The sequence below is a fragment of the Naumannella cuiyingiana genome, from assembly GCF_013408305.1.
In the GTDB taxonomy this organism is placed as follows: Bacteria; Actinomycetota; Actinomycetes; order Propionibacteriales; family Propionibacteriaceae; genus Naumannella; species Naumannella cuiyingiana.
The window spans coordinates 2,851,792-2,863,942 of sequence record NZ_JACBZS010000001.1; the positions used below are offsets into that span (position 1 = coordinate 2,851,792).

Genomic DNA, 12,151 nt, shown 5'->3' on the forward strand with positions numbered 1-12,151 from the left:
GGCGGGCCTGGGGTCAGTTCGCCTGCGGGATCGGGACGGACCGGAGCCGCTCGGCGACCACATCGCCGACGGCGCGACGAGCCAACTGCGCGTCGGTCGAGGGCAGGACGCGGTGGGACAGCACGGGCACCGCCAACGCGGCGATGTCGTCGGGGCTGACATAGTCGCGGCCGGCCAGGGCCGCATAGGCGCGCGAGGCGCGGAGCAACTGCAAGGTGGCGCGGGGCGATGCCCCGAGCCGCAGGTCCGGGGTGTTCCGGGTCGAGTTGATCACCGCGACGATGTATTCCTTGATCGCCGGCGCCACGTAGACGTCCTTGACGGCCTGGATCAGGCCGAGCACGGTACGCGCGTCCGTCACCGGCTGCAGGGACCGCAGCGGGTCCGAGGCGCCGTGCGATTCCAGCATGTCCAGCTCCGACTTCGGCGTCGGGTAGCCCATCTCGATGCGGGCCATGAAGCGGTCGCGCTGGGCCTCGGGGAGGGGGTAGGTGCCCTCCATCTCGATCGGGTTCTGGGTGGCCACCACCATGAACGGCAGTTGCAGCCGGTAGGTCGTGCCGTCGACCGAGACCTGCCGCTCCTCCATCGACTCCAGCAGGGCGGACTGCGTCTTCGGCGAAGCGCGGTTGATCTCGTCGCCGACCACGATGTTGGCGAAGATGCCGCCGGGCTTGAACTCGAAGTCGCGGGTCTCCTGGTTGAACACCGAGACGCCGGTGATGTCGGAGGGCAGCAGGTCCGGGGTGAACTGCACGCGGCGTACCGAGCTGTCGATCGAGCGGCCGATCGCCTTCGCCAGCATGGTCTTGCCCACGCCGGGGACGTCCTCGACCAGCAGGTGCCCCTCGGCCAGCAGCACCACCAGGGCCAGATTGACCGATTCGCTCTTGCCCTCGATGACGCTCTCGATCGCGTCGCGGACCCGACCCATGACCTCGCCCACGTGCTCCAGCGGGGGCGCCGCCGCGCGCCCGGCCTCATAGGTGGTGTTCACGTTTCCTCCGTGCTGTGCCGACTGCTGAATGGGACGCCGTCCCGGTGTCGGCGCCCGGGCCACTGTACGTGAGGTCACGGCGGGACAACGATTCCCGGCCCACCCGTTCTCCCGACCGCGTTCATCGGTCCGCGATCGCGCGGACGAACGGACACGCGGTGGGGAGAAGTGGGGCGGTACTTGCATTGAGTGGAGGAAAGTGGAGTACAGTGGAGCGCAGTGGAGGAGAGCGGAGCTGATCGGCGGCCCGGGGAGGTGCGATGTTCCTTGGCACGTACACCCCGAAGCTGGACGAGAAGGGCCGCTTCTTCCTCCCGGCGAAGTACCGCGACGAACTCGCCGAAGGTCTGGTGATCACCCGCGCACAGGAACGGTGCCTGGCGATCTACCCGATGGCGACGTTCGTGGCGATGACCCAGGAGATGGCGCAGGCGCCCGGGACGGTCAAGCAGGTCCGCGACTACCAGCGCATGCTGGCGTCGGGGGCGAGCGACGAGGTCCCGGACAAGCAGGGCCGGATCACGGTTCCGACGCAGCTTCGGCACTACGCCGGGCTGGACAAGGACATCGTGGTCGCCGGCGCCATCAATCGGGTCGAGGTCTGGGACCTCGCCGCATGGGAGGCGTACGCCGGGCAGCAGGAGCCCGTCTTCGCCGCCATGAACGAGGAACTCCCCGGGGCGCCAGCGAGCTGACCCCGGGACGGATCGGGCACGACCGCGCCGCGCGGCCTTGACCCGGTGGGCCTGTCGGCTGGCATCCCTTCCCCGATGCCAGGCGACCTTCCCGAGGCCCTCCGGGTTGGGACCTCGCGGCGCGGCCGCAAGCACACACGTCGGACGCGCGGTTGGCGAGAGGGTCGAGATGTCGCAGCAGCCGGGGCCGCAACACGAGCCCGTGATGCTCGCGCGGATGACCGAACTGCTCTCGCCCGCACTGGCCGAACCGGATTCCGTCTATCTGGACTGCACCCTCGGCCTCGGCGGACATGCCGAGGCCGTGCTGCGTGCCAACCCCGGCGCCCGGCTGATCGGCATCGACCGTGACGCCGATGCGCTCGCGTTCGCCGCCGATCGGCTGGCTCCGTTCGGTGACCGGGTACGCCTGGTGCAGGCGGTCTATGACGAACTGGCCGACGTGCTCGCCGAGGCCGGTACGCCGCGGGTGCAGGCGATCTGCATGGACCTCGGCCTGTCCTCGCTGCAGATCGACACCGCCGACCGCGGGTTCGCCTATGCCGTCGACGCCCCGCTGGACATGCGGATGGATGCCCGGGACCCGCGCACCGCCGCCGACATCCTGAACACCTACTCCGAGGCCGACCTCGCCCGGCTGCTGCGGGCCTACGGCGAGGAGCCCGCCGCGCGCCCGCTCGCTCGTGCGATCGTCGCGGCGCGGGCCAGCGAGCCGTTCGACACCTCGGCCCGGCTCGTCGACCTGGTCGGCGCCGTCGCCGGTCGCCCGGGCCGCGGGCGGCGTACCGGGCATCCCGCGAAGCGGACCTTCCAGGCGCTGCGGATCGAGGTGAACGGCGAGCTGGATGCGCTGGCGCGGGCGCTCCCCGCCGCCGTCGACGCGCTGGCCGAGCCCGCCGCCGGCCGGCCCGGCGGGCGGCTGGCGGTGCTGGCCTACCACTCGCTGGAGGACCGGATGGTCAAGCGGGTCTTCCGCGCCGGCGCCACCGCCGACGCGCCGCGCCACCTGCCGGTGCCCGCATCCGAACTGCGGCCGCGCCTGCGGCTGCTCACCCGTGGCGCCGAACAGCCGGCCGAGGACGAGACCGCGGGCAATCCGCGGGCCGCGTCCGCCCGGCTGCGTGCCGTCGAGAAACTGCAGGAGGTTGCCGCATGAGTGCACTGCTCGACACGCTGCTGCCGGACGCGACCCCCGGTCGCCGGCGGCCGCCGCTGGAGCCGGTGGCCCGCCCGGCCGCGGGCCGGCTGTCCCGGGTCCCGTTCCTGGCCGTGCTCGCCGCCCTGCTCGGGATCGGGATGGGCGGGCTGCTGCTGCTGAACACCGCGCTCCAGGCCCAGGCGTTCGAGCTGAACCGGCTGAACACCGAGGTCCGCGACCTGTCCTACACCGAGGCCGGGCTGCGCGCGGCGCTGGACGAGCAGGGCTCGACCCGCAACCTCACCCGGCGCGCGTCCGATCTCGGCATGCGGCCTCGGGACAACACGGCATTCCTGGTGCTACCGGACGGCAAGATCAGCGGCGAACCGAAGCCGGCGGGCGATGACTACCCGCGCGCATTCCTGGATCGCAACCCCGCCACCGTCCAGCAGGAGGAGCGGGCCAAGGCGGCCGAGCAGGCCGACAAGCGGATCGCCGCGGAGGAGAAGGCGCGGGCGCAGCGGCGGGCCGACGTCGAGCGCGAGCAGGCCGAGCGGGCCCGCGACCAGGCGCGGCGCGACGGCGCGACCGATGCCCGGGGCGACCGCGCCCGCGGCGACGAGGCGAACAACCGAGGCAACTCCGACGATTCCCGAGGAGGAGACCGATGACGCGACGCCCCGATTCGCGGACCCGCCGCGGCCCGGCCGCCGGCCGCTCGCGCGGCGGTCGGCGCCCCGTCCGGCGCGGCGGAACCCGGCGCCGGCGCCCGCTGCGGATCCCGCTCGGCTCGGCCCAGCAGCGGTTGCGCGTGCTGATGATCGCCCTGGCGATCGTCGTCTCGCTGTGCGCGGGCCGGCTGATCCAGATCCAGGCGCTCGACACCCAGGCATACGCGGCGAAGAACGAGAGCCGACTGACCGCGAAGGTCAAGCTGCCCGCCGTCCGCGGCGAGATCACGGACCGATCCGGCACGGTGCTCGCGACCACCGAGGAGGCGGTCGCCATCACCGCCGATCCCAGCCTCACGGCCACCCGGGCCGACGAGATCGTCGACGTCTTGGTGCGGCACCTGACCGATCCGGAACCCGCGAAGTATCGCGAGGCGCTGACCAAGCCCAACACCCGGTTCGCCTTCGTCGCGCGCAAGGTACCGGTCGCCAGCTACGCCAAGATCGCCGACGAGCTGACCCAGCTCGGCATCTACGGGGTGTTTCGGCAGTCCGACCCGATCCGGCTCTACCCCGAACAGTCCACCGCGGCGGCCGTCCTCGGCTTCGTCAATTCCGAGGGCGAGGGCCGGGCCGGCATCGAGATGACGGCCAACGACAATCTGACCGGTACGCCGGGCGAGGAGACCTATGAGTCCTCCTCGGGCTATCGCATCCCGCTCGGCCGCAATGTCACCGTCCCGGCGGTCGACGGCATCGACTACCAGCTCACCCTGGACACGTCGCTGCAGGCCGCCACCGAGCGCCGGCTCGCCCAGGGCATGGCCGACACGCGAGCGAGCTCGGGCGCGGCCGTGGTGATGAACATCAAGACCGGGGAGGTGCTGGCGATGGCCAACACCCCGGGTTTCGACGCCAACCGGCCGGGCGAGGCAAACCCCGACGACCTGTTCAACCGGGCGAACAACTTCGCCTTCGAGCCCGGATCCACCGGCAAGGTGCTGACCATGGCGGCCGCCATCGACAGCGGCACGGTGTCCTCGGAGTCGAGGCTGATCATCCCGCCGAGCCTGCGGTCGGGCGGATCGAGGGTGACCGATCACTTCGAGCACGGCACGATCAACCTGACCGCGCGCGGCGTACTCGTGAAGTCGTCCAATCTCGGCATGATGCTGATCTCGCGCCAGATGGAGGAGGGCGTGCTCCGCAAGTACCTGGCCGACTTCGGCATCGGCCGGCGCACCGGGATCGAGCTGCCGGGCGAGGGGACCGGCTCGCTGCCCGCCGAGGACGCCTTCGGCAAGCGCGCGACCAGCGACCGGGTCGCGTTCGGTCAGGCGTACTCCACGACCACGATCCAGATGGCGGCGGCGGTCGCCGGCATCGTCAACGGCGGTGTCTACAACAGCCCGACCCTGATCAGGTCGGCGACCGGACCGGATGGTCGCGATGTGCCGATCGACCGCGGCCAGCCGCGCCGGGTGGTTTCGGAGGAAACCTCGAAGCAGATCGTGTCGATGATGGGCTCGGTCGTGCACACGGGTGTGGGCAACCTGGAGATTCCGGGGTACGCCACCGCGGGCAAGACGGGCACGGCGCAGAAGTTCAACACCAAGACCGGGCGCTATGACTCCTTCACCACCTCGTTCGTCGGCGTCGCACCCGCCCAGGACCCGACCCTGCTCACCTACGTCGTGCTGCAGGACGGGCGAGGTTCTGGCACCAGCGACGCCGGACCGGTCTTCGTCGACATCATGAAGTACGCGTTGCCCCACTACGGGATCCCGCCGGTGAAGCGCGAGGTCGACTATCCCGACATCGAATGGTGAGTTGGCCGGAGCGGCAGCGGTGAGTACCGTCCAGGCTGTGCCTCAGCCCGCCGATCGCGATCCGCGCGTCCCGGACGGCCTGCCCGCCGCGAGCGGGGTCGGCCTGGACTCGCGGCTGGTCGGGCCGGGCGATGTGTACGTCGCGCTGCCCGGATCGAGCACCCACGGCGCCCGCTACGCCGCCCAGGCCGCCGCAGCCGGGGCGGTCGCCGTGTTGACCGACGCCGAGGGTGTCGCGCTGGCCGGCGACGTCGGGGTGCCCGTCGTCGAGGTGCCCGATCCCCGGGCCGCGATGGGCCCGCTCGCCGCCGCGGTGTACGGGGACCCGGCAGCGCGGCTCGGGCTCTTCGCCGTCACCGGCACCAACGGCAAGACCACCACCGCCCATCTCGTCGAGGCCGGCCTGCGCGCGCTGGGCCACAGCGTGGGCATCATCGGCACCAACGGCTTCGCCGTCGACGGCCGGGGACTGGACCGGGCCCGGACCACCGTGACGACGCCGGAGTCGCCCGATCTGCACGCGCTGTTGGCGGCCATGGCCGACCAGGGAGCCGACCGGGTGGTGATGGAGGTGTCGAGCATCGCCATGGCGTACCGCCGCACCGCTGGCGCGCGGTTCGCCGCGGCCGGCTTCACCAACCTGGGCCGCGACCACCTGGACTTCCACGCCGACATGGAGGAGTACTTCGCGGCGAAGGCGTCACTGTTCACGCCGGAGCACGTGGCTGCGGCGGCCATCGTGACCACCGACGAGTGGGGCCGCCGGCTGGCCGGGACGATCCGGGCCGCCGGCGAGTTGCCGCTCCTCACGGTGGGCGCGGAGGACGCGGATTTCCGCGTGCTGCGGACCGGCGCCGACGCCGCCGGGCGGACCGAGGTCAACGCGGCGACCCCGGACGGCCAGCTCGACTTCGCGCTCGCGCTGCCGGGCGCCTACAACATCACCAATGCCCTGACCGCCCTGGCGATGCTGCGCGCCGCCGGCCTGGACGCCGCCACGGCCGCGCGCGGGCTCGCCGATGCGACGGTGCCCGGTCGGATGCAGCGGATCTGGCTCGATGGCGACGCCCCCGAGGTCTATGTCGACTTCGCCCACACCCCGCAGGCCATCGACGCGGCGCTGGCGGCCGCGGGCGAGCGGGGGCAGCGGGTGATCGCCGTGTTCGGCTGCGGTGGGGACCGCGACCGCGCCAAGCGGGAGCCGATGGGCGCCGCGGCGGCGCGCCGCGCCGCCGTGGTCCTGGTCACCGATGACAATCCGCGCACCGAGGATCCGGCGGCCATCCGGGCCGCCGCGCTGGCCGGGGCCCGCGCCGCGGCCGGACCGGACACCGTGGTCCGCGATGCCGGCGGGCGGGCCGACGCGATCGCCGAGGCTCTGACGCTCGCCGCCCCCGGCGACGTTGTCGCGATCCTCGGCAAGGGGCACGAGCGCGGCCAGGAGATCGCGGGGGAGATCCTGCCCTTCGACGACGCCGAGGTGGTCACCCGCACCTGGGCCGGACTCGCCGGGGAGCGCGGATGAGATCACTGCGCCTCGACGAGCTCGCCCGCGCCGTCAACGGTCGCCTCGCCGGCGATCCCGACACCCCGGTGGGCCCCGATGTGGTCATCGATTCCCGGCGCGCAACCCCCGGCGCGCTGTTCGTCGCCGTGCCGGGCAGCAAGGTCGACGGCCACGATTTCGCCGCCGCCGCCGCCGCGGGAGGCGCGGCCGCCGCCCTGGTCAGCCGGCCGACCGGTGAGCTTCCCGAGGTGGTCGTCGGCGACACAGTTGCCGCGCTGGGCCTGCTCGGTCGCGACGTCCTTCGGCGCACCGACGCACGGGTGCTCGCGATCACCGGCTCCCAGGGCAAGACGACGACCAAGGACGTGCTCGCCCAACTGCTGGAGGCCGAGGGGCCGACCGTGGCCCCGGTGGGGTCCTACAACAACGAGTACGGCCTGCCGTTGACCGCGACCCGCGTCGAGCCCGACACCCGCTGGCTGATCAGCGAGATGGGCGCGCGTGGCGAGGGGCACATCGCCTATCTGTGCGGGCTCACCCCGCCCGATGTCGCGATCGTGCTGAACGTGGGCCAGGCCCACCTCGGCGAGTTCGGCGACCGGGAGGCGATCGCCCGCGCGAAGGGCGAGCTGGTCGAGGCGCTGTCGCCCGACGGCTGGGCGGTGCTGAATGCCACCGACGTCCGGGTCGCCGCGATGGCCGCGCGGACCGCGGGACGGATCGCCTGGTGGGCGGTGGGCAGCCGTCCCGACCTGCCCGGCGAGCTGCGGGTCTGGGCCAGCGACCCCGATGCCGACGAACTCGACCGGCACGGATTCGTGCTGCACGCCGAATCCGGCGGCGCGCTCGCCAGCGCCCCCGTCCGGCTGGCGACCCCGGGCCGTCACCAGATCGCGAACGCGCTCGCCGCCGCGACCGCCGCGCTCGTCGAACTCGGCGCCGAGGCGCTGCCGCGCGTCGCGGAACGGCTGGGCGCCGCCCGACCCCGCTCGGCCTGGCGGATGGAGCTGAGCACCCTCGCGGTGCCGGGGGGTGAGGCGCTGTTGATCAACGACGCCTACAACGCCAACCCGGACTCGATGCTCGCCGCCCTGGAGTCCCTCGCCCACATCGCCCGGCGCCGCCGCGCCGCCACCGGCCAGGGCCGCGCGATCGCTGTCCTGGGTGACATGTTGGAACTCGGGGCGACGGCGCGCTCGGAGCACGAGGCGCTGGGCCGGGCGGCCGGCGCGCTCGAGGTGGACCTGCTGATCGCGGTCGGCGAGTACGCCGAGGCCGCGGCCGGGGCCGCCGAGCAGGCGGGCGTACCCAACGTCCGGACCGTTACGGTGCTGGGCAGCGACGACAGGACCAAGGTGGCAGGAGAACTCGCGAACATGCTGCAGCCCGGCGACACGGTTCTGGTCAAGGCCTCTCGCGCCCAGGCACTGGAGGAACTGGCCGCCGCGCTGGCCGCGCGACTCGGCGAGGGCGAGTCGCGGGGGGAGCGCCGATGAGGGCGATCCTGCTGTCCGGCGGCATTTCGATGATCGTCACCCTGCTCGGTACGCGGCTGGCCATCGGCTACTTCACCGAACACGGCTACGGCCAGTTCATCCGCGACGACGGGCCGACCAGTCACCACACCAAGCGCGGTACGCCGACCATGGGTGGTCTGGTGATCATCATCGCGGTGCTGCTCGGCTTCTTCGGCGCGCACCTGATCACCTGGTCGATGCCGAGCGTCTCCGGACTGCTGATCCTCTGGCTGTTCGTCGGCATGGGCATCGTCGGATTCCTCGACGACTGGACCAAGATCAGCAAACAGCGCAGCCTCGGGCTGAATGCCAAAGCCAAGCTGATCGGGCAGGGCATCGTCGGGATCTCCTTCGCCGTCCTGGCGCTCAGCCTGCCCGACGAGCGGGGCGTCACCCCGGCCTCCCAGGCGCTGTCCTTCCTCCGCGACATCGGTCCGCCGCTGCCGGCCGTGCTGATCGTGGCCTGGATCATGTTGCTGATCGCGGGAACCTCGAACGCGGTCAACCTCACCGACGGCCTGGACGGCCTGGCCACCGGCGCCTGCGCGATGGTCTTCGCCTCCTACACGCTGGTCAACATCTGGCAGTCCAACCAGTCCTGCGGATCCATCCGCTCGGTCGGCCCGGGTTGTTACGAGGTACGCGATCCGCTCGACCTCGCCATGGTCTCGATCGCCCTCGCCGGGGCCTGCTTCGGCTTCTTGTGGTGGAACGCGAAGCCGGCGAAGATCATCATGGGCGACTCCGGTTCGCTCTCGCTGGGTGCGGCGCTGGCCGGGATCGCGATCTTCACCCGCACCGAGCTGCTGCTGATCATCCTCGGCGGCCTGTTCGTGGTGGTCACCATGTCGGTCATCCTGCAGGTCGGCTACTTCAAGGCCACCGGCGGCAAGCGACTGTTCAAGATGGCACCCCTGCACCACCACCTGGAGCTGCTCGGCTGGGCCGAGGTGACCATCGTCATCAGGTTCTGGATCATCGCGGGGATCTGTGCCGCCCTCGGCCTGGGGCTGTTCTACGGCGAGTGGGTGGCCTGGTTGTGAGCCGGGACCACCCGGACGTCGCGGCCTGGCGCGGCCGGGACGCGCCCTGGGCGAGCGCCCGGGTCACCGTCGCCGGGATCGGCCGGTCCGGATTCGCCGCCGCGGACGCGCTGCTCGAGCTCGGTGCGACGGTCACCGTGCTGGACGAACGCGACGATGCCGACAATCGGGAGCGCGGCACGCTGCTCGAGGTGCTCGGCGCGAGCGTCCGGATCGGCCCCGGCGCGAGCGCCGCCCTGCCGGCGGGCACCGACCTGCTGATCGTCTCGCCCGGTTGGCGGCCCGGCGCCGCGCTGCCCGTCGCGGCCGCGCGCGCGGGCGTACCCGTCTGGGGCGAGACCGAACTCGCATGGCGGCTGTCGGAGGTGCCGTGGCTGGCGATCACCGGGACCAACGGCAAGACCACGGCCACCCTGATGCTCGCTGCGATGCTGCGGGCCGGGGGACTGCGGACGGCGGCCGTCGGCAACCTGGAGCGGCCGATCACCGAGACGGTGCTCGATCCCGAGCCGCTGGACGTGCTGGCCGTCGAGCTGTCGAGCTTCCAGTTGCACTGGACGACCACGATGGCCGTGCACTCCGCGGCGGTGCTGAACCTGCAGCCCGACCACCTGGACTGGCACGGCGGTGCCGACGCCTACGCCGCCGACAAGGCCCGGATCTATGCCGGCGTCACCGACGCCTGCGTCTACAACGTCGCGGATCGCGCGACCGAACGGATGGTGGAGGAGGCCGAGGTCACCGAGGGGGCCCGGGCGATCGGGTTCACCCTCGGCGTGCCGGCCCCGAGCATGGTCGGTGTCGTCGACGACCTGCTGGTCGACCGCGCGTTCATCCGCGAGCGCCGCAGCTCGGCGGTCGAGCTCGCTTCCGTGTCCGATGTCAGCCCGTCCGGCCCGCACAATGTCGCCGACGCGCTGGCCGCGGCCGCGCTCGCCCGCTCGTTCGGCGTCGCGCCGCGTGCCGTCCGCGACGGACTGCGCGCGCATGCCGCGCCCCCGCACCGGTTGGCGACCGTCGCGGAGCTGGACGGCGTCCGGTGGATCGATGACTCCAAGGCGACCAATCCGCATGCGGTCGATGCCGCGTTGTCGGCATTCGACCGGGTGGTCTGGATCGCCGGCGGGCAGGCCAAGGGTGCGCCCTTCGACGACCTGGTCGCCAGGCACGCCAATCGGCTGCGGGGGGCGGTGCTGCTCGGCGTCGACCGCGCGGTGATCGCCGAGGCGCTGGCCCGACACGCACCCGAACTCCCCGTGATCGAGGTCGCGCGGGCCGATAGTGGAGCCATGGCGCAGGCGGTGGCGGCCGCGCGGACCCTCGCGCAGCCCGGTGACGTGGTGGCACTGAGCCCCGGCTGCGCCAGCTTGGACATCTGGCCCGACTATGCCGCGCGAGGCGACGACTTCGCCGCAGCGGTGCTCGGGACCGACCCGCCGGCGCAGACCCGGCCAGGCGCGAAGGAGTAGAGCGGCGTGGCGATCGATCACTTCCCCGATCAAGATCAACGCGATCCCCGGACGGCCGACGGCAGGCGCGGCGACCTGCGCTCCCAGCTCGGCGTACTGCTGCAACACCCGCAGGCCAGCCTGCACCTGGTGCTCGCCTCCTCGGCGCTGCTGATCGGCCTCGGCGTGATGATGGTGCTGTCCGCCTCCAGCGTCTATGCCGCCAACCGGTACGACGATGCGTTCTATTTCCTCAAGCGTCAGGCGTTCTTCCTGGTCGTCGGCCTGCTCGCGGCCTTCGTGCTGGCCCGGCTGCCGATCGCGAAGCTGCGGATCGTCGGCTGGATCGGGATGGGCCTGGCGTTCTTGTTGCTGATCCTCACCTACACCCCGTTGGGGGTGACGGTGAACGGCAACCGGAACTGGCTCAGCCTCGGCATCGACCTGTTCCGGATCCAGCCCTCGGAGTTCGCCAAGCTGGCGCTGATCGTCTGGGGCGCGGACGTGTTCTGCCGCAAGCGTCGGCTGCTGGACCAGCCACGACACCTGCTGGTGCCCTTCCTGCCGGCGGCGCTGCTGCTGCTGGGGCTCGTCGTCTTCCAGGGCGACCTCGGCACCGCGATGATCATGATCGCGATCATCGCCGTGATGTTGTGGGGGGTCGGTACGCCGATGCGCCTGATGCTCGCGATGGCCGCCGCGGCGGTGGCCGCCGTGATCCCGATGACGCTGTTGTCGGCGGACCGGATGCGGCGGTTCAGCGCCTTCTTCAATCCCGCCGAGGGTCTCGACGGGGCCAACATGCAGTCGACGATGGCGCTGTATGCCATCGCCTCCGGCAGTTGGTGGGGCACCGGGATCGGCGGCAGCCGGCAGAAGTGGGGGAGCCTGCCCGAGGCCCACAACGACTTCATCTTCGCCGTCATCGCCGAGGAGCTGGGGCTGCTCGGGGGGCTGGTGGTGCTGGCCCTGTTCGCCGTGCTCACCTACGCCGGGCTGCGGATCGCGATCCGCAGCGACATCGATTTCTGCCGGTACGCCGCCACCGGGGTCACCGCCTGGTTCAGCGTGCAGGCGCTGATCAACCTCGGCGTCGTGCTGCGGCTGCTCCCGGTCCTCGGCGTGCCCTTGCCGATGGTGTCCTACGGTGGGTCTGCACTGCTGGCCAATCTGTGCGCACTCGGCGTACTGGTGGCCTGCGCCCGCAACGAGCCCGGCGCCCGAGCGCTCCGGGAGGCGCGCCGCGGCCCGCGGCGGCCCCGGGTGACGACATTGGTGGGCGGCCGGCGCTGAGCCGGCGCCGGAG

10 protein-coding genes are annotated in these 12,151 nt (G+C 72.1%); 9 read left to right on the top strand and 1 reads right to left on the bottom strand.

The features are described 5' to 3' along the window. Positions 1-13 precede the first annotated feature (13 nt). Positions 14-934, bottom strand: a complete 921-nt coding sequence (locus GGQ54_RS13340; protein WP_179446613.1) for an AAA family ATPase — start codon at positions 932-934, stop codon at positions 14-16. 323 nt (positions 935-1,257) lie between these two features. Here GGQ54_RS13340 and mraZ point away from each other — a divergent pair, with 323 nt between their 5' ends. The 9 genes from mraZ (at position 1,258) to ftsW (ending at position 12,138) form a co-directional block, all read left to right on the top strand. Then, entirely contained in the window at positions 1,258-1,692 is a 435-nt protein-coding gene (mraZ, locus tag GGQ54_RS13345; RefSeq protein ID WP_179445830.1) for a division/cell wall cluster transcriptional repressor MraZ, read from the top strand. Between the two features lie 169 nt (positions 1,693-1,861). Next, positions 1,862-2,848 (top strand): 16S rRNA (cytosine(1402)-N(4))-methyltransferase RsmH, encoded by a 987-nt coding sequence (gene rsmH, locus GGQ54_RS13350; RefSeq protein ID WP_179445831.1) that lies wholly within the window; start codon positions 1,862-1,864, stop codon positions 2,846-2,848. Continuing rightward, positions 2,845-3,501, top strand: coding sequence for a cell division protein FtsL (gene ftsL, locus GGQ54_RS13355; protein ID WP_179445832.1), 657 nt, complete (start codon positions 2,845-2,847; stop codon positions 3,499-3,501). Before rsmH ends, ftsL begins: the two co-directional genes overlap by 4 nt. After that, complete coding sequence (locus GGQ54_RS13360) at positions 3,498-5,330, top strand: peptidoglycan D,D-transpeptidase FtsI family protein (RefSeq protein WP_179445833.1); 1,833 nt, start codon at positions 3,498-3,500, stop codon at positions 5,328-5,330. Before ftsL ends, GGQ54_RS13360 begins: the two co-directional genes overlap by 4 nt. A gap of 37 nt (positions 5,331-5,367) precedes the next feature. Continuing rightward, entirely contained in the window at positions 5,368-6,855 is a 1,488-nt protein-coding gene (locus GGQ54_RS13365) for a UDP-N-acetylmuramoyl-L-alanyl-D-glutamate--2,6-diaminopimelate ligase (protein ID WP_179445834.1), read from the top strand. Continuing rightward, on the top strand, positions 6,852-8,333 hold the full coding sequence (locus tag GGQ54_RS13370) for a UDP-N-acetylmuramoyl-tripeptide--D-alanyl-D-alanine ligase (protein ID WP_179445835.1): 1,482 nt from the start codon (positions 6,852-6,854) through the stop codon (positions 8,331-8,333). Before GGQ54_RS13365 ends, GGQ54_RS13370 begins: the two co-directional genes overlap by 4 nt. Next, a complete protein-coding gene (gene mraY, locus GGQ54_RS13375) occupies positions 8,330-9,397 on the top strand; it encodes a phospho-N-acetylmuramoyl-pentapeptide-transferase (protein ID WP_179445836.1) in 1,068 nt (355 codons plus the stop codon). The genes GGQ54_RS13370 and mraY overlap by 4 nt, the downstream gene beginning before the upstream one ends. Then, on the top strand, positions 9,379-10,866 hold the full coding sequence (murD, locus tag GGQ54_RS13380) for a UDP-N-acetylmuramoyl-L-alanine--D-glutamate ligase (protein ID WP_425487406.1): 1,488 nt from the start codon (positions 9,379-9,381) through the stop codon (positions 10,864-10,866). The genes mraY and murD overlap by 19 nt, the downstream gene beginning before the upstream one ends. Before the next feature lie 6 nt (positions 10,867-10,872). Continuing rightward, positions 10,873-12,138 (top strand): putative lipid II flippase FtsW, encoded by a 1,266-nt coding sequence (gene ftsW / locus GGQ54_RS13385; RefSeq protein WP_343045963.1) that lies wholly within the window; start codon positions 10,873-10,875, stop codon positions 12,136-12,138. The last annotated feature ends 13 nt before the right edge of the window (positions 12,139-12,151 follow it).